The 25920-nt window shown below is 30.2% G+C and carries 16 protein-coding genes and 1 riboswitch; of the genes, 12 read left to right on the forward strand and 4 right to left on the reverse strand.

The window, feature by feature from the left end; all coding sequences use genetic code 11:
* The first annotated feature begins 28 nt into the window (after positions 1-28).
* The 4 genes from Q0352_RS02975 to Q0352_RS02990 all read left to right on the forward strand — a co-directional run bounded on the left by Q0352_RS02975 (position 29) and on the right by Q0352_RS02990 (position 8411).
* Entirely contained in the window at positions 29-2524 is a 2496-nt protein-coding gene (locus tag Q0352_RS02975) for a DUF5686 and carboxypeptidase-like regulatory domain-containing protein (protein WP_299523381.1), read from the forward strand.
* 68 nt (positions 2525-2592) lie between these two features.
* The gene (locus tag Q0352_RS02980; RefSeq protein ID WP_299523384.1) at positions 2593-3126 is read left to right on the forward strand and encodes an inorganic diphosphatase; all 534 of its coding nucleotides are present in this window, start codon (positions 2593-2595) and stop codon (positions 3124-3126) included.
* A gap of 131 nt (positions 3127-3257) precedes the next feature.
* The gene (locus Q0352_RS02985; protein ID WP_299523387.1) at positions 3258-5681 is read left to right on the forward strand and encodes a sodium-translocating pyrophosphatase; all 2424 of its coding nucleotides are present in this window, start codon (positions 3258-3260) and stop codon (positions 5679-5681) included.
* 288 nt (positions 5682-5969) lie between these two features.
* A complete protein-coding gene (locus Q0352_RS02990) occupies positions 5970-8411 on the forward strand; it encodes a sodium-translocating pyrophosphatase (RefSeq protein ID WP_299523390.1) in 2442 nt (813 codons plus the stop codon).
* 80 nt (positions 8412-8491) lie between these two features.
* Here the strand turns inward: Q0352_RS02990 and Q0352_RS02995 are convergent, their stop codons facing one another.
* The 3 genes from Q0352_RS02995 to Q0352_RS03005 form a co-directional block, all read right to left on the reverse strand.
* Entirely contained in the window at positions 8492-9106 is a 615-nt protein-coding gene (locus tag Q0352_RS02995; RefSeq protein ID WP_299523393.1) for a deoxynucleoside kinase, read from the reverse strand.
* A 76-nt stretch (positions 9107-9182) separates the two neighbouring features.
* The gene (locus tag Q0352_RS03000) at positions 9183-9863 is read right to left on the reverse strand and encodes a response regulator transcription factor (RefSeq protein ID WP_299523396.1); all 681 of its coding nucleotides are present in this window, start codon (positions 9861-9863) and stop codon (positions 9183-9185) included.
* Positions 9856-11325 (reverse strand): sensor histidine kinase KdpD, encoded by a 1470-nt coding sequence (locus Q0352_RS03005; protein WP_299523399.1) that lies wholly within the window; start codon positions 11323-11325, stop codon positions 9856-9858. Before Q0352_RS03005 ends, Q0352_RS03000 begins: the two co-directional genes overlap by 8 nt.
* A 124-nt stretch (positions 11326-11449) precedes the next feature.
* On the opposite strand from Q0352_RS03005, the gene Q0352_RS03010 reads away from it, so the two are divergent.
* The 5 genes from Q0352_RS03010 to gltA all read left to right on the forward strand — a co-directional run bounded on the left by Q0352_RS03010 (position 11450) and on the right by gltA (position 18417).
* Complete coding sequence (locus Q0352_RS03010; protein WP_299523402.1) at positions 11450-12325, forward strand: GLPGLI family protein; 876 nt, start codon at positions 11450-11452, stop codon at positions 12323-12325.
* A 182-nt stretch (positions 12326-12507) separates the two neighbouring features.
* On the forward strand, positions 12508-15177 hold the full coding sequence (locus Q0352_RS03015; RefSeq protein WP_299523405.1) for a TonB-dependent receptor: 2670 nt from the start codon (positions 12508-12510) through the stop codon (positions 15175-15177).
* 247 nt (positions 15178-15424) lie between these two features.
* Positions 15425-15748 carry a TraR/DksA C4-type zinc finger protein gene (locus Q0352_RS03020; protein ID WP_299523408.1) on the forward strand — a complete coding sequence of 108 codons (324 nt, stop codon included), beginning with the start codon at positions 15425-15427 and terminating at the stop codon, positions 15746-15748.
* Positions 15749-16053: 305 nt separating this feature from the next.
* Positions 16054-16893, forward strand: coding sequence for a sulfide/dihydroorotate dehydrogenase-like FAD/NAD-binding protein (locus Q0352_RS03025; RefSeq protein ID WP_299523411.1), 840 nt, complete (start codon positions 16054-16056; stop codon positions 16891-16893).
* 30 nt (positions 16894-16923) lie between these two features.
* The gene (gene gltA, locus Q0352_RS03030) at positions 16924-18417 is read left to right on the forward strand and encodes an NADPH-dependent glutamate synthase (protein WP_299523414.1); all 1494 of its coding nucleotides are present in this window, start codon (positions 16924-16926) and stop codon (positions 18415-18417) included.
* Between the two features lie 101 nt (positions 18418-18518).
* On the opposite strand, the gene metK is transcribed toward gltA, so the two are convergent.
* Positions 18519-19775, reverse strand: coding sequence for a methionine adenosyltransferase (metK, locus tag Q0352_RS03035; protein ID WP_299523417.1), 1257 nt, complete (start codon positions 19773-19775; stop codon positions 18519-18521).
* Positions 19776-20026: 251 nt separating this feature from the next.
* Here metK and Q0352_RS03040 point away from each other — a divergent pair, with 251 nt between their 5' ends.
* From Q0352_RS03040 to thrA, 3 genes are all read left to right on the forward strand, one after another.
* Complete coding sequence (locus Q0352_RS03040) at positions 20027-20458, forward strand: DM13 domain-containing protein (protein ID WP_299523420.1); 432 nt, start codon at positions 20027-20029, stop codon at positions 20456-20458.
* A gap of 397 nt (positions 20459-20855) precedes the next feature.
* Positions 20856-22145, forward strand: a complete 1290-nt coding sequence (locus tag Q0352_RS03045; protein ID WP_299523423.1) for an O-acetylhomoserine aminocarboxypropyltransferase/cysteine synthase family protein — start codon at positions 20856-20858, stop codon at positions 22143-22145.
* Between the two features lie 131 nt (positions 22146-22276).
* Positions 22277-22376, forward strand: a riboswitch (SAM riboswitch).
* A gap of 103 nt (positions 22377-22479) precedes the next feature.
* The gene (gene thrA, locus Q0352_RS03050; RefSeq protein ID WP_299523426.1) at positions 22480-25872 is read left to right on the forward strand and encodes a bifunctional aspartate kinase/homoserine dehydrogenase I; all 3393 of its coding nucleotides are present in this window, start codon (positions 22480-22482) and stop codon (positions 25870-25872) included.
* The last annotated feature ends 48 nt before the right edge of the window (positions 25873-25920 follow it).

Below are 25920 nucleotides of genomic sequence, written 5' to 3' on the forward strand. Positions count from 1 at the left end.
AAGATAAACCTTGGAAGGATTTTTTATTATGAAAAGAAAAAATAAATTAGTCACTTTACTGTTATTGTTTATAATATCTGCAAGTTTTTCGCAGGTAAAAATTAGTGGTGTTGTTAAAGATGAAGCAAATGAAACTATTCCATTTGCGAATATCATTTTTGTTAATTCAACAATAGGAACAGTTTCAGATGAATACGGAAAATTCTACTTAGAATCAGATAATACTTTTACGCAAGTTGAAGTTTCATTTTTAGGTTACGAAACTAAAATTATTCCTATAAAAAGCAGAGATTTTAATTTAGTAATTACCCTAATTGAAGAAGCTTCTAAATTAGATGAAGTGTTTATTTATAGTGGGAAAGTTAAGAAAAAAGGAAATCCAGCAATAGCAATTCTAAAAAAGATTTGGGAAAAGAAGCGTGAAAACGGTATTTATTTATTCGATCAATATCAATACGAGAAATACGAAAAATTAGAGTTCGATCTAAATAATGTAGATAGTGCTATGAAAAAAAGCAAATTCTTTAAAGGAATGGAGTTTGTTTTTGAGGGTATTGATACATCTCGAATTACAGGAAAAGCTTTTTTGCCAATTTTTATAAATGAATCTGTTTATAAATCGTATGGTAAAAATAAAGATGGAAAAAGCTTTCGAGAAGATTTAATTGCCAATAAAAATTCTGGTTTTGAATCCAATCAAAATGTAATTGCATTTATAAAAGATTTATATGTAGACTATAATATTTATGATAGTTATATTAAAATTTTCGATAAAAGTTTTGTAAGCCCAATTTCAAAAGCAGCAGGAATTTCAACCTATAACTATATATTAAGAGATAGTGCCTTTATTGATAATAAATGGTGTTACAATATTTTATATTATCCTCGCAGAAAAAATGAATTAACTTTTAAAGGTGATTTTTGGGTGAATGATACCACGTTTGCAGTGAAAGAAATTAATATGCAAGCCAATCGGAGTGCCAATATTAACTGGGTAAAAGATATTTATATTGAACAAGAATTTGATGTATTAAATGATTCAGTGTTTTTATTGAAGCGAGATTATATGTTGTCAGATTTTAGCTTTAAAAAGAAAGAAAAAGCAAAAGGAATGTACGGTAGAAGAACTACTATGTACAAAAATTATGATTTTAACAAAGAGAAAGAATCTAAATTTTACACAAAAGATATAAATGTTTATGATAAAGAAATTTATAATAAAACAGATGATTATTGGGGTGTAAATAGGCAAGAACAATTAAACAAAAATGAAGAAGGTATTTATAAGATGTTAGATACTTTAAAAACAGTTCCAAAATTTAAGCAAATTTATAATTTAGTTTCTATTTTAGGTTCTGGTTATATTGAGTTTAATAAGTTCGATTTTGGTGATGTTTTTTCAACTTTCGGAAAAAATGATGTTGAAGGATGGAGGTTACGAGTTGGAGGTAGAACATTTTTAGGAGGAAATGAACCTTGGCGTTTGCAAGGATATACAGCTTATGGTTTTAAAGACGATAAGTTTAAATATGGCTTATCAGGTAAATGGATGTTAGATCCAAAGAGCAGATTTATAATTGGTGGAGGGAATAGAAGAGATGTAGAACAAATAGGAGTAAGTTTAACAACTACAAATGATGTTTTAGGAAGAAGTTTCGCATCATCATCCTTGTTTTCAAGTGGAGATAATAGTAAGCTTACTTCCATAAATTTGTCGAATGTATTTATGTCTATTGAACCTAAAAAGAATTTAGATTTTAGAATAGGAGCGTCTTTTAGAACGCTAGAATCTGCTTCTCCTGAAACATTTAATTTAGATTATTGGATAGATAAAGATAGTAACATTAAAAAATCGGATGTAATTCAATCTGAAATTGATTTTTCTATAAGATATAGGCCAAATAGAAAAACAATTGGGTATGGTGTTGAACGAAATGAAGTTACAGATACATATTCTACATTGTTTTTAAACTATTCAAGAGGAATAAAAGATGTATTTAATAGTGATTTTGAGTATGAAAAGGTTCAGTTTTTTTATCGCCAGCCAATATTAATTGGAGGTTTTGGTAGAATGTTTACCACTTTTGAAGTAGGGAAAACATTTGGAGAAGTACCTTTAGGATTGTTAAGTGTTGTACCAGGAAATCAATCGTATTTCACCATTGAAAACACTTATTCATTATTAGATTACTACGAGTTTGTAACTGATACTTATGCATCACTTCATATTGAGCATAATTTTAATGGAAGATTTTTATCGAGAATACCATTATTAAGAAAATTGAATTTGCGTGAAATAGTGGGTGTTAAAGTTTTATGGGGAGATATTTCAGATAAAAACATAGCTTTAAATGCATCAAACATAAATTATATTGCGCCAACTAAAGGATATTATGAATACAATGTTGGAATAGGAAATATTTTTAAAGTTTTTAGAATAGATTTTAGCTGGAGAGGTAATTATAGAGATACATCAAACGCAACTAATTTTGCTATAAAAGGAGCTTTCGGGTTTCATTTTTAAAATTCCATGATATTTATAAGCTTTACTTAATGAATTTTGTACTTTTGCTTTAAGAAAAACTAAAAAGAATGACTGCTAAGAATAAAAAATTATTAACATTTGATGTATTAATAGAAATACCAAAAGGAAGTAGAAACAAGTATGAATATGATTTTACATTACATAAAATTAGATTTGATAGAATGTTATTTTCTTCTATGATGTATCCAGGAGATTATGGATTTATACCTGAAACTCTTGCGTTAGATCAAGATCCATTAGATGTGTTGGTATTAGGTTCTGAACCTACTTTTCCAATGGTAGTTATGGAGGTTAGACCAATTGGTGTTTTTCATATGACAGATGAAAAAGGGCCTGATGAAAAAATTATTTGTGTACCAGTTTCAGATCCTATTTGGAATAATAGAAAAGATATTACAGATTTAAATCCACACAGGTTAAAAGAAATTGAACACTTTTTTCAAGTTTATAAAGATTTGGAAGAAAAGAAAGTTGATGTTGGTGGTTGGGGAAATGCAGAAGAAGCAGTTAAAATTTATCATGAGTGTGTTGAAAGATATGAAAATAGCGATCACAAGAAGAAAAGAACGTTTACAATATAACAATTACAATTTTTTAAAAAAAACCTTTCAGAAATGAAAGGTTTTTTTTTGGATAAAAATCTTGCGAAAACGTTTGAAATAACTATTTTTAGCTCCGTTAAAAAAAACTAACTAACTAATTAAAATTAAAAATGGAGATAATCGTGAATTATTTACCCTTGTTTGGAGTATTGGGTCTTTTGTTTGTATATGTGAAAAATACATGGGTTACAAAACAAGACAAGGGAAATGAGAAAATGTCAAAAATCGCAAAACACATTGCTGACGGAGCAATGTCTTTTTTAAAAGCTGAGTATAAAATACTTTTTATATTTATAGTTGGAGTTGCAATCTTATTATTTTTTAAAGGAGTTGATGAATATGGAGACGAAAATAGTGTTCATATTTCTCATGGGATGGTTGCTTTTTCTTTTATTGTTGGTGCAATCTGTTCTGGTTTAGCAGGTTTCATCGGAATGAGAGCAGCTACAAAAGCAAATGTAAGAACTACACAAGCAGCAAGAACATCATTAGAAAAAGCCTTAGAAGTTGCTTTTGCGGGAGGCTCAGTTATGGGTATGGGTGTTGTTGGTTTAGGTGTTTTAGGTTTGAGTGGATTGTTTATGGTTTACCAATATATGTGGCCAGGGACTGAGAATATACCAATGGTATTAAATGTGCTTTCAGGTTTTTCATTAGGAGCTTCATCAATCGCTTTATTTGCACGTGTGGGTGGAGGTATTTATACAAAAGCTGCTGATGTTGGAGCAGATTTAGTTGGTAAAGTTGAAGCCGGTATCCCTGAAGATCATCCATTAAACCCTGCAACAATTGCGGATAATGTTGGAGATAATGTTGGAGATGTTGCGGGTATGGGGGCTGATTTATTTGAATCATATGTTGGTTCAATTATTGGTACTATGGTTTTAGGAGCTTTTATATTCACTCCAAATTTTAATGGTTTAGGAGCTGTTTATTTACCTTTGGTTCTTGCAGCTGTAGGTATTATAATGTCAATTATAGGTACTTTTTTTGTAAAAGTAAAAGAAGGAGGTTCACCGCATAAAGCATTAAATTTAGGAGAATTTGGGTCAGGCGCTTTAATGATTGTAGCTTCCTATTTTATAATAAATGAAATGTTACCAGAATCTATAGAAGGTTTGCCGTTTGGAGCAATGGGTGTTTTTTATGCAACATTAACAGGTTTAATTGCAGGTTTTTGTGTTGGTAAAGCAACGGAATATTATACAGGAACAGGAACCAAGCCAGTACTGTCAATTGTAAAACAATCTGAAACAGGCTCAGCCACTAATATTATTGCTGGTTTAGGTGTAGGAATGATGTCAACAATGTTTCCAGTACTTTTAATCGCTATTGCAATTATAGTGTCACATCACTTTGCAGGTTTATATGGTATTGCTATTGCTGCTGTTGGTATGTTAGCAAATACGGGTATTCAATTAGCTGTAGATGCGTATGGACCAATATCTGATAATGCTGGTGGGATTGCTCAAATGGCTGACTTGCCAAGTGAAGTTCGTGAACGAACAGATAAATTAGATGCTGTTGGTAATACAACCGCTGCAATAGGTAAAGGATTTGCAATTGCATCTGCAGCATTAACTGCACTTGCCTTATTTGCAGCTTTTATGAAAACGGCAAATGTAACTTCAATTGATGTTTCTCAACCAAAAATTATGGCTGGTTTATTAGTGGGAGGAATGTTGCCATTTGTTTTTTCAGCCTTATCAATGAAAGCAGTTGGTAGAGCTGCAATGGCAATGATTGAAGAAGTTCGTCGTCAGTTTAGAGATATTCCACAACTTCATGCCGCACTTGAAGTAATGAGAAAACATGATTCAGATAAATCTAATTTTTCTAAAGAAGAACTAGCTATTTTTGATGAAGCTGATGGATATGTTGAATATGAAAAATGTGTTGAAATATCTACAGAAGCTTCAATTAAAGAAATGGTATTACCGGGATTATTAGCTTTAGTTGTACCAGTTGCTGTTGGGTTTATTGGAGGAGCTGAAATGTTAGGAGGTTTATTAGCCGGTGTAACAACAACAGGTGTTGTAATGGCAATTTTTCAATCTAATGCAGGAGGTGCTTGGGATAATGCCAAAAAAATGATTGAAGAACAAGGTAAAAAAGGAACAGAAGCACACAAAGCAGCTGTTGTAGGAGATACAGTTGGAGACCCTTTTAAAGATACTTCAGGACCATCATTAAACATATTATTAAAATTAATGTCTGTTGTTGCATTGGTTATTGCACCTAGTATTGCATTAGATGCTGTTGAGGTTGCTAATTATTCAAATGAAAAGGCAGCTATTGAAGTTGTTGCTAAAGAAATCTTTAAAGATGTAAAAGTTGAAATGACGAAAAATGATGATGGAACTGTGAAAGCAACTGTAACAACTACCACAACTGAAAATGGCGAAGTTTTAATAGATGTGAAAATCATTGAAGGAACTGAAGAAGAAGTAAAAACTCAACTAGGAACATTAAAGGAAACTATTGTTAAAATTGAAAAAATTAATAAAGAAAAAATTATAGATAAGAATTCTTAAAATAGGAATTCATCTATTTTCAATATAAAATGCTCGCTGTTTGCGAGCATTTTTGTTAAAAAAGAGAAATGTTATATTTATTACAAATAGCTTTGTGAAAAATAATTAGTTGTTTAATATTAAATTTTTATATTTATACAATATTAACGACTAAATGGTATTATTTAAAATGGAGTATTTTAGTAATCTAATTTTAACTAGAGAAAATACAAATACTTATTTTAATATTTTTAATTCCAACGTCTACCTGCCTTTAAAATCAATCACTAATCTTTATCTATATAACAAATGAAAAAAATTATCGCAATTTTAGTTGTATTAATGTTTCCAATACGCAGTATAGCAAGTGAAGCAGATCTAGTAATCCCAGATGCAATTAAAGAACAAAGTATTTTATATTGGGGCTTTTTGATTACGTTAGCCGGTTTGCTTTTTGGGTTTTACCAATTTGTACAAGTTAAAAAAATAAGGGCTCATAAATCTATGTTAGATGTTGCTCAAGTAATTTTTGAAACCTCTAAAACGTATTTAATTCAGCAAGGGAAATTTATTTTTATTTTATTTGCTTTTATAGGTACTGCAGTTGCACTTTATTTTGGGTTTTTATCAAAAGACCCAGTTACTGGTGAAAATTTATTTGGTATAGGTGGTGTATTAATGATTCTTGGCTGGATGATTCTTGGAATTTTAGGATCCTATTCTGTTGCTTGGTTTGGAATAAGAATGAATACTTTAGCAAACTCTCGTATGGCTTTTGCTTCTCTTGAAAGAAAACCAATTAAATTATTAAATATTCCGTTGAATGCAGGAATGAGTATTGGAGTAGTATTAATTTCTTTGGAATTATTATTGATGCTTATTATTCTTTTGTTTGTTCCTGGAGAATATGCAGGAGCTAGTTTTATTGGTTTTGCTATTGGTGAATCTTTAGGAGCTTCGGCTTTGCGTATTGCTGGTGGTATTTTTACTAAGATTGCAGATATTGGTTCTGATTTAATGAAAGTGATATTTAAAATTGGTGAAGATGATCCACGTAACCCAGGTACTATTGCCGACTGTGTTGGAGATAATGCAGGAGATTCTGTTGGCCCAACTGCTGATGGTTTTGAAACTTATGGAGTTACTGGAGTTGCTTTAATTTCTTTTATTTTATTAGCTATTACAGATACAGCTTTGCAAACTCAATTATTGGTTTGGATTTTTGTAATGCGGATATTAATGATTATCACTTCTATAGTTTCTTACTGGATAAATGGAGCGATTACAACAGCTAAATATAGTGATGTTGATGAATTGGATTTTGAAAAACCATTAACATCATTGGTTTGGATAACATCTATATTATCAATGGTTGTTACTTTTGTTGCAAGTTATTTTTTGATTGGAAATCTCGGAAATAATTTATGGATTACACTTTCAGTAATCATAAGTGCTGGAACTCTTGGAGCTGCGCTTATCCCGGAATTCACAAAATTATTTACAAGCCCTAAATCTATTCATGTAGAAGAAGTTGTTGAAGCTTCAAAAGAAGGGGGAGCATCTCTTAATATTCTTTCTGGATTAGTATCAGGTAATTTTAGTGCATTTTGGTTAGGAATGGTATTTTTCTTATTAATGTTTATTGCTTATTATGCTTCAAATTATGGTTTAGGTGAAATTATGATTTACCCATCAATATTTGCCTTTGGTTTAGTTGCTTTTGGTATGTTAGGTATGGGGCCAGTTACCATTGCTGTAGATAGTTATGGACCAGTAACTGATAATGCTCAATCTATTTATGAGTTATCGCTAATAGAAGAAGATATTGCTGCTATTACTCCTGAAATTGAAAGAGATTTTGGTTTTACTCCAGATTTTGAAAAATCAAAATATTATTTAGAAGCAAATGATGGTGCTGGAAATACTTTTAAAGCAACTGCAAAACCGGTATTAATTGGTACAGCTGTTGTAGGTGCAACTACCATGATTTTTGCACTTATTTTAGTAATAGAGCATTCTTTAGGTATTAAACCTGAACTAGTTTTAAATTTATTAAATCCTTATACAATTTTTGGTTTTTTATTGGGTGGTGCTGTTATTTATTGGTTCTCTGGAGCTAGTATTCAGGCTGTAACTACAGGGGCAAGCCAGGCGGTTGCTTATATTAAAGATAATATTAACCTTGACCCTGATGCACCTAAAAGAGCAGATGTAGAAAAATCGAAAGCGGTTGTGAAAATCTGTACTCAGTATGCTCAAAAAGGGATGTTAAATATTTTTATTGCTGTCTTTGCATTTGCACTGGCTTTTGCATTCTTTTCTGCACCAACAGGTATAGTTCCTGGTATGAGTGAAGCTGATATAATAATTGCTGCAGCTCCTGTTTCGTTATTTATAAGTTATCTTATTTCAATTGCGTTTTTTGGGTTATACCAAGCTATTTTTATGGCAAATGCAGGTGGAGCTTGGGATAATGCTAAAAAAGTAATTGAAGTGGATATGAAAGAAAAGGGAACTGATTTACACGCAGCTTCTGTTGTTGGAGATACGGTAGGTGATCCTTTTAAAGATACATCTTCAGTGGCTCTTAATCCAATAATTAAATTCACAACATTGTTTGGTTTATTAGCTATGGAAATAGCTATTTCTCCTTCATTTAGAGAGATTGCTCCTTATTTTGGTGTAGTTTTCTTTGTGATAGCTTTGTATTTTGTGTATAGATCATTTTATAAAATGCGTATTAATAGTTAATCGCATTGAAATAAAAAAAACGGGTTACTTAAATTAAGTAACCCGTTTTTTTGTTTATGATTGTTGGTGTAATTATTTTCTTAAAATAACCCGTTTATTTGGGCATCTATTTTATCAATAACAGTTCCTAAATCTTCTTGGTTATCTACAAAATTTAAATTATCAACATCAACTATTAGTAATTTCCCTTTGGTGTATTTTGTAATCCAACCTTCGTAACGTTCATTTAATCTACTTAAATAATCTATGCTTATTGAGTTTTCGTAATCCCGACCTCTTTTATGAATTTGTCCAACCAATGTAGGAATTGAGGCTCTTAAATAAATTAATAAATCGGGCGGTGTTACTAAGCGTTCCATAAGTTCAAATAGTGATGAGTAATTTTTAAAATCTCTATTTGTCATTAAACCCATTGCATGTAAGTTTGGTGCAAAAATACGAGCATCTTCATAAATAGTTCGATCTTGAATAATGCTTCTTCCGCTTTCTCTAATTTCTAGTACTTGGCGAAATCTACTGTTTAAAAAGTAAACTTGTAAATTAAACGACCAACGTTCCATTTCACCATAAAAATCATCCAAGTAAGGATTTTCATCTACAGATTCAAAATGAGGATCCCATTTATAATGTTTTGCTAAAAGTTTTGTTAAAGTGGTTTTTCCGGCTCCAATATTTCCCGCAATAGCTACGTGCATAATTAATCTTTAAGTGAAATTTAAAACGTTAAAGTTAATTAAATTTTTCGTGTTTTTGGTCCTCAAATACAAACTGTTAATAAATTAATTTATAGCCGTAACCACGAACGTTAATTATTTGAATAGCAGAATCCTCTTTTAATTTTTTTCTAAGTTTTGTAATAAAAACATCCATACTTCTTGCATTAAAGAAGTCATCATCTCCCCATAATTTTTTTAAAATGAACGAACGTTCTAAAACTTGGTTTTTATTTTTTATTAAATAGTATAATAAATGAGCTTCACGATGTGTTAAATTTTCAATAGAAGTTGCAGTTTGAAGTGTTTGTTTTTTTAAGTTGAAAATGTAGCTCCCAATTTTTATTGGGCCATCATTTAATTCACCTTTTCCTCTTTTTAAAAGCGCATTTATTCTAACAATAAGCTCTTCCATACTAAAGGGTTTCTTTAAATAATCATTACCACCTAAATTAAAACCTTCTACTACGTCATCAGTTTGCGATTTTGCTGTTAAAAAAATAATTGGAATATCTGAGTTTTCTTCCCTAATTTCTTTGGCAAGTGTAAATCCATCTTTTTTTGGCATCATTACATCCAATACTAATAAAAGTGGATTTTCAGCTTTGTAAACTTTATAAGCTTCTTCTCCATTAGCACAGAGTAATACTTCAAAATTACGAGTTTCTAAACTTTCTTTAATAATTTGTCCTAAAGAAGGTTCATCTTCGGCTAATAATATTTTTATAGGACTATTCATTTGGTAATTCAATTTTAAACAAGGTACTATTATTTTTGTCGTAAATAATAGTTACGTTTCCACCATGTTTTTCAATAATTTTTTTGGTGTAATACAAACCAATACCAAAGCCTTTTACATTGTGAGTATTCCCCATTGGAATTCTATAAAATTGATCAAAAACCTTTTCTTTATGGGCTTTAGAAATTCCATTTCCATTGTCTTTGATTACAATAATAATTTTATTTTTTATTGAAGTTAGCTCAATATTAATAATATTCCCACCATATTTTATAGCATTATCTATGATATTTCCTAAAGCATTTTCAAAATGAAATTTATCTAAATTTAAAAGTGTAGTTTCAATAGAATTGCTAAACTTAAAAGTTTTATCAGTATTAATAATTTTATACTTTTCAACTACTTCTTCAACTACTTCAACCAGATTAAATGGCTGTTTATTGATGGCTAATTCTTCGTGATTTAATGCTGCGGTTTCTAAAATTTTCTCAACCATTAAGTCTAATTTAGAAACTTGTGTGTTTGCAATTGCAATGTATTTTTCAGATTTAACTTTATCATTTAGCGCATTAAAATTTTTCATAGCTTCTAAAGCAGTAGAAATAGTTGCGATTGGTGTTTTAAATTCGTGTGTAATATTGTTTATTAAATCGCTTTTTACTTCAGCCAATTGTTTTTGTTTGTAAATAGTATTTAGCAAATACAATAAGCTTGCGATAATACTAATTGACAATAATAATGAGAGCAAAATACTAATAAATGAGTTTCGTAATAAAATAGCGGTTTCATTTGTGAAATACAATTCTAATTTGCTTCTATGTGGTAAAAAATTTGAATTTGAAACGGTGGTTAAATGTTTTTTAGGAAAATTTTCAAGATTATAATCTATTGTTTTTGTAACAGATTTATCTTCAAAGTGAGAAGAGGTGTAGTTGTATTTTAAAGCATAAGTAACATCAATTTTATTACGATTAAACTCATCAATAATATAAGTGTCTAATTTTTTTAAATCAAGAGTGTCTCTTGAAATTGAAATAATAACTTTAGATATTAAACTGTCAATATGTTTTGGAAGTATATTATTTGCTGTAAAAAATGGATAAAAATTATGTCTCGGCGATTTAATTAAAATAGGTTTTTCTCCATCTTGTCTAGCCATATTATTTAAAGTACTGTCCATTTTTTTTCTAAAATTTCTTCTATAATTTGTACTCACAATAATGGTGTCAGTTTTTTCTTTAAGATTAACAGAATCTAATGAGGTGTATGTAATAATACCTGATTTGGTTAAATTTATAAAATAAGCTTCAACCGAATTATCTAAACTCAGTTGTACTTTACTAATTAAATTTTGTTTGTTTATTTGATATTCTCTAAAGTTCCAATAAACTTGTACGGCAATTGTTGTAATTACCGTAATACCAATAAAATAAACAACCCATTTGTAGTTTGACTTATTCATAGTTTCAAAGTTAAGTACATAAATTGTATTATCACAATTGCTTAACAATCGTTAACACTAATTAACTGTAATAAATTTAATAAGCGCATATATTTGTTCAGAAATTAATTAAAAATACCATAAAATGAAAAACATTCTTTTAAAAAGTATAACTGCCACATTTTTATTAGTAATAACTACAATAAGTGCTCAAGATTTTCAAGGTCAAGCGGTTTATCAAACCAAAACCGCCATGGAAATGGATTTAGCAGGTTCAGGAATTCCGGCTGATAGAGTAAAACGTATTGAAGAAATGATGAAAAGTAGACTTGAAAAAACATATACTTTATCGTTCGATAAAACAGCTTCAATTTATAAAGAAGAAGCTAAATTAGACCAAACTTCAGGTGGTCATGGAGGTATGAGATTTATGATGATGGGTGGTGGTGTTTCAGGAAAACATTTTAAAAATACACAAACTAAAATTTCAGCCAAAGAAAATGAGTTTAGTGGTAAAAACTTCTTAATTAAAGATGATTTAATTACTTACGATTGGAAAATGGAACAAGAAACTAAAATGATTGGTGAAAACTTATGCTTTAAAGCAACAACAGTTGTTGAAAAACCGGTGCGTGAAAATAATTTCAGATTTGGAAGAGGGAATAATAACTCAGAAAAAGAAGAAGCTAAAGAAGAACCAAAAGAAGATGTTATGGAACTTGTGATTGTTACGGCTTGGTATACACTTGATATTCCTGTAAGTCATGGGCCAAGTGATTATTGGGGTTTGCCAGGCTTAATTTTAGAAGTAAGTGATGACAATACTCAAATTTTATGCACAAAAATTGTAATGAATCCAAAAGAGAAATCAGAGATAACTGAGCCAACAAAAGGAAAAGTGGTTACACAAAAAGAGTACGATGAAATTTTTGAAGAAAAGACCAAAGAAATGAGAGAAAGAATGAGTAATGAACGTGAGAAAAGTGGCGGAAGTGGAAGACATATTAGAATTGGAGGATAAAAATCAATTATCAATTTACAGTCTAAAAAAGTTAACTCGATTAAAGTCGAAAGGTTTTTTACATGCTATAAAAGCAAGTTTTCGAAATGTAACACTGAACTTATCGAAGTGTAATTAATCAGACTCATAAATTTAATATCTATTAAAAAACAATAAAATAGCTTCAAAAAAATATAGTTTAAATGAAAAAAATAGCAAGTTTACTCTTAGTAACAATATTTCCATTTATTGTCTTTTCTCAAAATATTAAATTAGAAGGAACTGTTAAAGATGAAGCGGGAACTCCTTTAGAAATGGCAAATGTAATAGCCTTTAAAAAAGGAACAAAATTTTTAAAATCTTATTCAATAACAGATTCACAAGGAAATTATAAATTAAGTTTAGAAGATAGTCAGGAATACACTTTAAAAGTAAGTTATTTGGGATTTGACACAAAAAATGTGGAAATATCTGTAGATAATTCTTTAACAGATTTGGTACAAGATATTATTTTAAGTGAATCAAATCAATCCTTAAATGAAGTTGAAATCACCTATGAAATGCCAATTAAAATTGTTGGTGACACTATTAGCTATAATGCAGATTCATTTACTTCAGGAAAAGAAAAAAAGTTAGAAGATGTACTTAAAAAATTACCAGGTGTAGATATTGATGATAATGGAGAAGTGGAAGTAGAAGGTAAAAAAGTTCAAAAAGTATTGGTTGAAGGAAAAGAGTTTTTTGATGGTGATTCTAAACTGGCAACTCAAAATATCCCAGCTTCTGCAATTGATAAAATTCAGGTTCTAAAAAATTACAATGAAGTTTCAGGAATGCGTGGCGTTACAAATAACGAAGATAACATCGCTATTAATATTAAATTAAAACAAGGTAAAAAACGATTTTGGTTTGGAGAAGTAAATGCAGGCGTTGGAGATAATGAAAAGCATTTAGTGAAGCCAAAACTATTTTATTATAGCCCTGAAAAAAGTGTAAATGTACTAGCTGATATTAATAATATTGGAGAAGCACCTTTTACAATGCGAGATTATTTCAGATTTACAGGAGGTTTACGAGGTGGAATGAGTGGTAGCGGAACTAATTTTAATGTGTCGTCTGGCGGTTTAGGTTTTATGACTGTTCAAAATAATAGAGCACAAGAAATAACTTCAAAATTTGGAGCTTTAAACTTTAGTATGGCTCCTAAAAAAACATTAGATTTTAATGGTTTTGCTATTGTAAATGATTCGGAAACTGATATGTTTACGCAATCAAATACAGTTTATAACAACTTAAATTTAACTGAAGAAAATGAAACTTCAGCAATACAAGGAAGTCAATTAGGAATGTTAAAATTTAGTACAACTTATAAACCAAATACGAATGTGCATATAGATTATGATATTTTTGGTAAAATGTCTAAACAAACAGAATTGTTAGATGTTTCTTCTACTGAGAGAGGAGCTGTGGATACTTACAAAGAGGAAAAACCATTTTCTTTAAATCAAAATTTTAATTTGTATTATACGATTGATGAGAAAAATATCTTCTCGGCTGAAATTCAACATAACTATGAAAAAGATGAACCGTTATACAATTCAACAGCAGCAACTCAGCCTTTTTTAATAATTCCAACAGACAATACGGAGGATTTTATAGAGTTAATTCAAGATAAAAAAACAAGCACTAATAAGTTAGATGCTAAATTTGACTACTTTTATTTATTAACGCCAAAAAGCAATATTAACCTAACTTTAGGAACAACTTTAAGCAAGCAAACGTTAACTTCTGGAATTTCACAAACTTTAGAAGATGGCAGTGTTTTTAATTTTAATGAACCTGTTTTAAATAACGATGTTGATTACAATTTCTCCGATCTTTTTTTAAGATTAAACTATAAAATGGTTTCAGGTATTTTAACATTTAATCCAGGAGTAAGTGTTCACCAGTATATTACAAAAGATTCACAATTAGGAGCCATTATTAAAGAAAATAAAACAAAATTATTACCGGATTTGTATGCGCGTTTACAGTTTAAATCGTCTGAAAGTTTACGTTTCAATTATTCAATTTCTACTGAATTTTCAGATATCAATAATATTGCTGAAGGCTATCTTTTATCTAATTACAATTCTTTAAAGCGAGGAAATAGAGAATTAGAGAATGCGTTATACCATAAGTATTCATTAAGTTATTTTAGTTTTAGTATGTTTTCGTTTACCAATATTCATGCATCTATTAACTATACTAAAAAAGTTGATGGTATAAAAAATAGTACCGTATTATTAGGCGTAGATAGAATTTCAATACCTGTAAATTCTAATTTAGCCGACGAAACAATGTCAGCTTCTTTTAGATACGGTAAAACATATAGTAAGCTTAAAACGAATTTTAGAGCGAGTGTTAACAATTCAATTTTTAATAATATTGTAAACGGAACGCAAATAAACTCAAAAACACTTTCACACAATTACCAAGCGAGTATTGCTAGTAAATTTAAAGATGCTCCTAATTTTGAGGTAGGTTATCAAAAATCGTTTTCTGAATATTCAAATACGGGTTCAACAACTGATCGCCCATTTGCCAATATGGAAATAGCATTTTTAAAGAATTTTATTTTAACTGCAGATTATAGTTATTACAACTATAAAAATGATGAGAATACCGTAAAAAACACGTACTCATTTTTAAATGCTAATTTATATTATCAGCAAAAAGACAGCAAATGGGAATTTAAACTTTCAGCAACTAATTTAACAAATAATACTTCCATGAATACTGACAGTTACAACGAGATTTCTGATAGTAATACAACATCATTATATTTTATTCAACCAAGGCTTTATATGTTTTCTGTAAAGTTTAATTTATAAAGAATTAAGATACTATAAGTTTACTAATGAAAACCTTATCTAATTTGATAGGGTTTTTAATTTAAACAAATATGTAGCTGAACAATTTTTCAAAGAATATAAGAATTAGTTAAGCCAATTTATCCAGATTAACTTTATAGCTATTGTAACCATACTGTAAGTTATGAATTTTGTAATCCTGAAAATTACGAACTTTTTTTGTGCGAATATTTTCAAATTTTCCTGAATTAATGGCTATATTAGATTTATGGATAGTGATGATATAAAACAAAAACTTCTTGAACAAATATCTTTAACTGAAAAATCAATTGAAGAATATAAAGAACTAACAAAACCAATCGCTCCAGATTGTGCTATCGGTCGTGTTTCGCGTATGGATGCTATTAATAATAAAAGTATTTCGGAAGCAGCATTAAGACAAGCCGAAAGTAAATTGAGAAACTTACAACGTGTTTCTTCTCAAGTAGGAAGTGAAGAATTTGGGATTTGCTTAAAATGTAAAAAACCAATTCCATTAGGAAGAATTTTAATTAGACCTGAGAGCCTATTTTGTGTCAATTGTGCACAATAGTATTAGTTTTATGTTAGATTTTAATGGTTATTTTTAAGTTGTTTTTCGCCTTACCTGCAAACGAATTAAGAGAATTAGATATTTATCAATTCAATTTTAATTATTTGCTTTTTTTTCAATATAAAAAATACGTTTTTCTCTTTTTTATAGATCCTTTTTTGATTTTAAGATAAATCGTATTAATTATCGCAAAAACTGACATTACTCAAGTTTTTACAATTTGCTTTGCTTTAATTTTACGTATATAAAAAATAGGTATACAGCATTTTTAATTATTGTTAATTCCTATTGTAAATTATCAAAATATGTTTAAAATAATTGAAAAGGAATTTCTATCTGAAAATGTTGCCAGATTAAGTATAGAAGCTCCATATATTGCTAAAAGTAGAAAAGCAGGAAATTTTATCATTTTAAGAATTGATGAAAAAGGAGAAAGAATTCCTTTAACAATTGCCGATGCAAATACTGAAAAAGGAACAATTTATGTAATAGTTCAAAGAGTTGGAGTTTCGTCTCATAAATTGTGTGATATGAATGTTGGAGATACTATTTTAGATGTTGTAGGTCCACTAGGTACAGCAACTCATATTGCAAATGTTGGCACAGTTTTATGTGCTGGAGGAGGTGTTGGTGTTGCACCACTTTTCCCAATTGTACAAGCAATGAAATTAGCGGGCAATAGAGTAATAACAGTAATTGCAGCAAGAACAAAAGAACTTGTTATTTTAGAGAATGAAATGAGGGAATACTCAGATGAATTAATTATTATGACAGATGATGGTTCTTTAGGTGAAAAAGGATTAGTAACTCTAGGAATGGAAAAAGTAATTCAACGAGAAAAGGTAAATGAAGCAGTTGTTATTGGTCCAGCTATAATGATGAAGTTTGCAGCTTTAACAACTAAAAAATATGATATACCTACAGTTGCAAGTTTAAATACTATCATGGTTGATGGAACAGGAATGTGTGGAGCTTGTAGGGTTTCTGTTGGTGGAAAAACTGAATTTGTTTGTGTTAGTGGTCCTGAGTTTGACGCGCATCAAGTAAATTTTGATGAAATGTTAAGCAGATTAAATGCCTATAAAACGAAGGAATCAAGTGGTTATAGTGATTATTTAAAATCTTTAAAGCCAGTATTAAACTAAGTTTATTTTTATAATTATATAGCACATAAAATGGGAACAGAATTCGATAAAGAATATTATAAAAAAGAACGTAAAGCCGATTGGCGAGATAAATTACGTAAAGAAATAAAGAGCAAAGATCGTACAGAAGGTGTTCGAGTACATATGCCTGAAGCAGACCCAAATGTTAGAAATAAAAGCAATATTGAAGTAAATAAAGGGTTAACTTTAGAAATGGCAATGAGTGAATCTTCTCGTTGTTTAGATTGTGCAGTACCAACTTGTGTGTCAGGTTGTCCGGTAGGTACAAATATTCCAAAGTTTGTAAAGTATATAGAAAAGGGAGATATCTTAGGTGCAGCAAAAGTGTTAAAAGAAAATAATTCTTTACCGGCAATTTGTGGAAGAGTTTGCCCTCAAGAAATTCAGTGTGAAATAGAATGTGTATATGTTAAAAAATTAAGTAAAGAAGGATCAGCAATTGGTTATCTTGAAAGATTTGCTGCCGATTATGAACGCGAAAGCGGTAATTCATCCATCCCTGAATTAGCGGAATCTAACGGAATTAAAATGGCAGTGATAGGTTCTGGACCGGCAGGATTAACAGTAGCTGGTGAGTTAGCAAAATTTGGATATGATGTAACTGTTTTTGAAGCATTACATGATTTAGGAGGCGTTTTAAAATATGGAATTCCTGAATTTCGTCTTCCAAAAAAAATTGTAGATTTTGAAATAAACACCATTAAACAAATGGGCGTAAAGTTTATTACTAATTTTATTGTTGGAAAAACAGCTACAATTGAAGATTTGAAAGAAGAAGGTTTTAAAGCATTTTTTATTGCTTCAGGAGCTGGATTGCCTAATTTTATGAATATTCCTGGTGAAAATTTTAATGGTATTCAAAGTGCTAATGAATTTCTTACGCGTGTTAATTTAATGAATGGAGATGATGCCAATTTTGACACTCCTGTTCATACAGGAAAAAATGTTGTAATTGTTGGAGGTGGAAACACAGCAATGGATTCTGTAAGAACTGCAAAACGTATGGGGGCTGAAAGAGCAATTATTGTTTATCGTCGTTCTCAAGAAGAAATGCCTGCTAGAGCTGAAGAAATTAAACATGCTATTGAAGAAGGAATTGAATTTATGAACCTTACTTCACCAATTGAATACTTTGCAGATGAAAATGGTATGGTGAATAAGATGAGAGCTCAAAAAATGCAGTTAGGAGAACCAGATGCTTCTGGAAGAAGAAGACCCGAAGTTATTGAAGGTTCTGAGCACGATATTGATGTAGATAGTGTTGTTATTGCTGTAGGTGTTTCTCCAAATCCAATAATTCAACAAAGTATGCCAGAATTGGAAACAACAAAATGGAATACTATAAAAGTAGATGATAATATGATGACTTCTGTTCCAGGTTTGTTTGCCGGAGGAGATATTGTTAGAGGTGGTGCAACTGTTATACTTGCGATGGGAGATGGAAGAGATGCAGCTCAAGGAATGCATAAATATATACAATCAACTATTTTGGCTGAGGTTTAAAATTTCATGTCATATTGAGCTTGTCGAAATATTATAAATAACTAAAAACCCTCAAAATTCAATAATTTTTGAGGGTTTTTAGTTATTTATAAAAAGGCTTATTATAATCCAAAAGCTTCTTTTACTTTATCTACATAATCTAATTTTTCCCAAGTAAATAGCTCAACATCAATTGTCTTTTTAGTTCCATCAACATTTTCAAAAGTTTTTGAAACAGTTTCGTTTTTACGGCCCATATGCCCGTAAGCTGCAGTTTCTAAATACATTGGTTGGCGTAATTTTAAGCGTTCTTCAATTGCAAAAGGACGCATGTCAAAAATAGTTCCTATAATTTCAGCAATTTCTCCATCTGCTTTTTCAATATTTGAAGTACCGTTTGTATTTACATAAATTCCCATAGGTTCAACAACACCAATAGCGTAAGAAACCTGAATTAAAACTTCATCAGCAACACCTGCGGCAACTAAATTTTTAGCAATATGACGCGTTGCATATGCAGCACTTCTATCTACTTTACTTGGATCTTTTCCTGAAAATGCACCACCACCGTGAGCTCCTTTACCACCGTAAGTATCAACAATAATTTTTCTTCCAGTTAAGCCTGTATCACCGTGTGGTCCTCCAATAACAAATTTCCCTGTTGGATTTACATGGTACACAATATTGTTATTAAATAATACTTTTGTTGCTGTAGGTAATTTTGCAATTACACGAGGAATTAAAATTGAAATAACATCACTTTTAATTTTAGCTAACATGGCTTCATCATTAGGTCCAAAATCATCGTGTTGTGTTGAAACTACAATGTCTTTAATTCTAAAAGGTACATTATCATCAGTATATTCAATAGTAACCTGACTTTTAGAATCTGGACGTAAATAAGTAATATCCTTATTTTCTCTACGCAATTCAGCAAGTTCAACTAATATTTTATGACTTAAATCCAATGCTAATGGCATAAAATTTTCAGTTTCTTTGGTTGCGTAACCAAACATCATTCCTTGATCACCGGCACCTTGTTGTTCTTTAGAATCTCTATCAACACCTTGATTAATATCTTGTGATTGTTCATGAATTGCAGAAAAAACACCGCAAGAATTTCCATCAAACATATATTCACTTTTGGTATACCCAATTTTATTAATAACGTCTCTAGCTATCTTTTGAACATCTAAATAAGTATTAGACTTTACTTCTCCAGCTAATACAACTTGACCAGTTGTTACTAAGGTTTCACAAGCAACTTTTGAATTTTCATCAAAGGCTAAAAAATTATCAACTAAAGCATCTGAAATTTGATCAGCAACTTTATCTGGATGTCCTTCTGAAACAGATTCGGATGTAAATAAATATGACATAATTATAATTTATTAAATTTAAATTAACGGAAAATTATGGTGATTGCTTTGGTCGCTATAAGAAGTAAATTATTACTGCTTTAGCATTTTTTAAAGAGGTTGCAATCAGTTCAAATTTTTCCTCGAGTTATTTTCGGGTGCAAAGTTATAAAAAATTAAAGCCTAAATAGCAAATTAGTCATAAATAATTCATAAAAATGTTTGTAAGGTGTTGATATGAATTCCGACGAAGAAAATTAAAAACGATATTTATGATGAAAAAAATAGTAATATTTTTATTTAGTTTAGTGTTGATTATGAGTTGTTCTAAAAGTGATGATATGCAAATTGTAATTGAACAAATGGAGGGAGATGTTGTGATTGATGATATGAATTCTAACACATTTTTCATGGGTGATTTTATTGCCAGAGCGCACCCAACTTCAGGAAAAACATCAGTAAATTCTGATGAAACAATATTGACTTTTACAAATTTTAAAACAGATAATGGACCAAAGTTGTTAGTTTATTTATCTACAGATGCTAGTTCTACTGAGTACATTAATCTTGGAGATTTAAAAGGTATTTCAGGTGATTTCACTTATACAATTCCAACAAATACCGATTTGGAAAAATTTAAAATAGTGAACGTTTGGTGTGTAGATTTCTCAGTAAGTTTTGGTACTGCTGAATTAAAAAAATAATTTTTTTGTTGCATATTTAAAAAATGTAATTACATTTGCAGCAACAAAAAGATAAAAAATGACAATTAAATTGAACAATATGTGTGGTATGATGTGTAAAAATTACGCTGAGGCTACTATTGTTTAAAATCTAATAATATATAACAATAAAAAACCTCTGAATTATCAGAGGTTTTTTATTTTAAAAAAATAACTAAAATGAATTTAAATTTCCAAAAAAATATGTGCAACCTAATGACAATGTGTATGCAAATGATGTGTAGCACAATGAAACGGTATTGCCTAAAATAAATGGAAAAATAAAATCGAAAAGATTTAAGTCCCTTTGGTAATATCAAAATACCAAAGGGACTTTTTTTATTTCAAAAACTAGAAGAAAAATATTAAAAATATAATTATGAGTACTCAAAAAATATCAACACAAGCATTACACGCAGGACACGACACAACTAAAACAGGAGGAACAAGAGCTGTGCCAATTTATCAAACATCATCGTATGTATTTAATGATACAGAACACGCAGCAAATTTGTTTTCGTTAAAAGAATTAGGATTTATTTATACACGATTAAACAATCCAACTAACGATATTTTACAACAACGTTTGGCAGCAATTGAAGGAGGAATAGGAGCAGTTGTTTTTGCTTCAGGAACTTCAGCAATTTCTACAGGATTATTAACTTTATTAAAAGCAGGAGATCATATTGTAGCTTCTAGTAGTTTGTATGGCGGAACGTTTACACTGTTAAATGTTACCTTACCAAGATTAGGAATTACAACTACGTTTGTAGATGCATCAAATCCTGAAAATTTTAAAAATGCTGTTCAAGATAATACAAGAGCCTTTTTTGTGGAATCTTTAGGGAATCCAAAATTAGATGTGTTAGATTTAGAAGCAATTGCTGAACATTCTAAACCGGCTGGAGTACCATTTATTGTTGATAATACTGTCGCAAGTCCAGCTTTATTGAATCCTATAAAACACGGAGCAAATTTAGTAATTCATTCATTAACTAAATATATTGGCGGACAAGGAAACTCTTTAGGAGGTGCAATTATTGATGCAGGTACTTTTGATTGGAGAAATGGAAAATTTCCAGAATTTACAGAGCCTTCAGCTGGATATCACGGGTTGGTTTATAGCGAAGCTTTAGGAGCGGCGGCTTTTACATTTAAATTGATTTTAGAAGGATTGCGTGATTTTGGAGGTGCTTTAAGTCCGTTTAATGCTTTCCAAATTATTCAAGGATTAGAAACATTACCGGTGCGTATCAAACAACACAGTGCAAATGCCTTAGAATTAGCACAATGGTTAGAAAGTAGAGAAGAAGTGGCTTGGGTAAATTACCCAGGATTAGAAAGTAGTAAATACAATACTTTAGCTAAAAAATATTTACCAAAGGGTCAAAGCGGACTAGTTACTTTTGGTGTTAAAGGAGGTTTTGAAGCTGCTAAAATAGTGACAGATGCTACTAAAATATTTTCGTTATTGGCAAATATTGGAGATACAAAATCATTAATAATTCACCCAGCAAGTACCACTCATCAACAATTAACGGTTGAGCAACAATCTGCAGCTGGAGTAACACAAGATTTAATAAGATTGTCAGTAGGAATTGAAGATATTGATGATTTAAAGCAAGATTTACAAGAGGCTTTTGCAGCAATTTCTGAATTGGCAATATAGATTTGTCATTCCTGTGAAGGCAGGAGTCTATAATTAACAAAATTCAAAAAAAAGTTATTTAAATAGAAAACAATTGTTTAGAAAAAAAATAGTGCGTTAATTTGCTGCTTAGTTCATATACTTATTGACTATTGTTATCAAGAAAGGCAGAGGGAATAGACCCTATGAAGCCTTAGCAACCCTTTATTTATAAAGAAGGTGCTAAATTCTACCCATTTGGATAGATAACTCAATAAAATTACTTCGTGTAGTTTTCTGCAATTTTTCATAACATTATTTTTTAAGCAATATCAACTCAAATTAATTGAGTATGAATCAATTTATAATATAATTAATGAGTCAATTAAAAAACATAAGAATATCTAATTTCATTCCTGAGAAAAGAACTGAAGGGCAAGAAATAAATTTGTCGTACCAACTATTTGGTAAAGAATTATTTTCTGCACCTATTGTTTTAATAAATCATGCATTAACGGGAAACTCAGATGTAGCTGGTGAAAATGGTTGGTGGAAAGATGTAGTAGGTGAGGACAAAGTAATAGACACCGGAAAATATACCATTTTAGCATTTAATATACCGGGAAATGGTTATGATGGATTTGTAATCGAAAATTATAAAGATTTTGTTGCTCGAGATATTGCAAATCTGTTTTTAATTGGTTTAAAACAACTAAAAGTTAACGAATTATTTGCAATTGTAGGAGGTTCTTTGGGGGGTGGTATTGCTTGGGAAATGGCAGTTTTAAACCCTGTGATTGCAAAACATTTAATTGTTGTTGCAACAGATTGGAAATCGACTGATTGGTTGATAGCAAATTGTCAGATTCAAGAACAGTTTTTATCAAATTCATGTAATCCAGTACACGATGCTCGTATGCACGCTATGTTGTGTTATAGAACTCCAGAATCGTTTAAAGAGCGTTTTCAACGTTCGAAAAATGAAGATTTAGAAATTTTTAATGTTGAGAGTTGGTTGTTGCATCATGGAAATAAATTGCAGGAGCGTTTTCAATTATCAGCTTATAAATTAATGAATCAATTGTTAAAAACTATTGATGTTACTATAGGAAGAGCAGAAAATGTATTGGATGCAATTAAAGCAAATATTCATATTATAGGAGTAAACTCAGATTTGTTTTTTTCTGCTGAAGAGAACAAAGAAACACAAAAGCAATTAGCGTTATTAAACCCAAATGTTACTTATAACGAAATTAATTCTGTTCACGGACACGATGCTTTTTTAATAGAATATGAGCAATTGAAAAAAATAATAGCGCCAATATTTAATAAAAATTTTAAGAATAACAACATGAAGGTAGTAAAGTTTGGAGGAAAATCATTAGCAAATGGTAAAGGCTTAGAGAGCACGCTAGCTATTATTAAAAATAAAATAAACCAAGGTGAAAAGATTGCAGTTGTTGTTTCAGCAAGAGGTAAAACGACTGATCATTTAGAGTCAATTTTAATGAAATCTAAAAATAACTTACCTTATCTAGAAGAGTTTGAAATGCTTAAAAATTATCAAACAGCAATTGATGAAACTATCAATTTTAATGAAGAGTTTAAATTGTTAGATGAAATTTTTAGAGGTGTTAATTTGTTGGGTGATTATAGTGAAAAAGTGAAAGATCAGGTACTTTCACAAGGGGAAATATTGTCGGGAAAATCAATTGCATATTTACTGAATAAACAAGGTGTTAAGGCTAATTTTGTTGATGCTAGAACCTTAATAAAAACAAATGAACAATTTGGAGAAGCTCAACCATTTGAAGGTATTTCAGAAGATAATGTAATAGCACATTTTAAGCAACATAATGGAGATACTACTCAAATAATCACAGGTTTTATTGGCTCTAATTTAAATGGAGAAACAACAACTTTGGGTAGAAACGGAAGTAATTATACAGCTGCTTTAATTGCAAACTTTTTAAATGCTGAAGAGTTTCAAAATTACACACATTTAAACGGAATATATACAGCAAACCCTGATTTGGTTTCCACCTCAAAAAAGATTGAAAAGCTTTCATATCAAGAAGCCAACGAAATGGCAAATTTTGGAACAGATATTTTACATGCAAAAACCATTATCCCATTAATTGAAAAAAATATTCCATTAAGAATCCTAAATACTTTTGATCCAGAAAATGAAGGAACTTTAATAGGTTCTGAAACTGAAAGAGGGGGAATTAAATCTTTGTCGGTTCAAGAAAATGTATGTTTGGTGAATTTTATTGGTCGAGGTTTATTAGGTAAAGTTGGTGTTGACGGACGAATTTTTGGCTCATTAGGTAAAGAAAATATAAGTGTTAGTATAATTTCTCAAGGATCCTCAGAACGTGGTATTGGTTTTATTGTTGATGCAAAAGATGGGTACAAGGCTAAAATTGTGTTGGAAAACGAGTTTAAAAATGAGTTTCAAAGTAAAGATGTAAGTCAAATTTATATTACGGAAGATGTTTCTGTGATATCCGTTATTGGACAAAGTTTACAGTCATTTAATCAACCTTATAGTGCGTTAATAAAAAATAGGATTACACCAATTTTAATTAATAATACGGTAACTGGTGAGAATGTTTGTTTGGTGGTTAAAAAATCCGATTTACGGAAAGCGGCAAATGTAATACATGGTGAAATATTTGGTGTTTCAAAAAATATTAACATTGCCATTTTTGGTAAAGGTTTGGTTGGAGGTACTTTAATAGAGCAAATTTTTAAAAGTCAGCAAAACATTTTAAAACGAAAAAATATTCATTTAAACATTTTCGCAGTTGCAAACTCAACCAATGTATTGTTAGATAAAAACGGAATTACAACCAATTGGAAAAATGACTTAGAAGATAATTCATTGAAGAACTACACAATTAATGACGTTATTGAATTTGCAGAAAAACATCATTTAGAAAATTTAATAGCTATTGATAATACGGCAAGCAGTAAATTTATTGAAAATTATCTTCAGTTGATAGAGAACGGTTTCGATTTAATTTCATCTAATAAAATTGCAAATACGGTTCGCTATGATGCTTATAAAGAATTACGTGAAAAAATAAAAGAAAACAATAAATCATATTTATACGAAACCAATGTTGGCGCTGGATTACCATTGGTTGATACCATTAAGTTACTACATGATTCAGGTGAAAATATTACAAGAATAAGAGGTGTTTTTTCGGGGTCATTAAGCTATTTATTTAATAATTTTTCTGTTCAAAACAGACCATTTTCAGAAGTTTTACAAGAAGCTATTGAAAACGGATATACAGAACCTGATCCACGTGAAGATTTATGTGGAAATGATGTAGGTCGTAAATTATTAATTCTAGCTCGTGAATTAGATTTACAAAACGAATTTGAAGATGTTAACATTGAAAATTTAATTCCAGAAAATTTGAGAGAAGGTTCAACCACTGATTTTTTAAATAAATTAGATGTAATGGATGCTTATTTTCAAGATATAAAAGACAAACAAGAAGAAAATCATGTGTTAAGGTATATTGGTGATCTATCTGGAAATTTACAAGAAGATAAAGGGAATTTAGATGTGAATTTAGTTTCTGTACCAAAAAACAGTGCATTAGGTCAAATACAAGGTGCTGATGCTATTTTTGAAATATACACAGAGTCTTATGGAGAAAAACCATTAGTAATTCAGGGAGCTGGAGCAGGTGCAGCGGTAACTGCTCGTGGAGTTTTTGGAGATATTTTAAGATTGGCAGATAAAAATTAAGAATGAGCTTTATGTTGAAGTTGTCATACTGAGCCTGTCGAAGTATTG

Source organism: uncultured Lutibacter sp. (genome assembly GCF_937891065.1).
Taxonomy (GTDB): domain Bacteria; phylum Bacteroidota; class Bacteroidia; order Flavobacteriales; family Flavobacteriaceae; genus Lutibacter.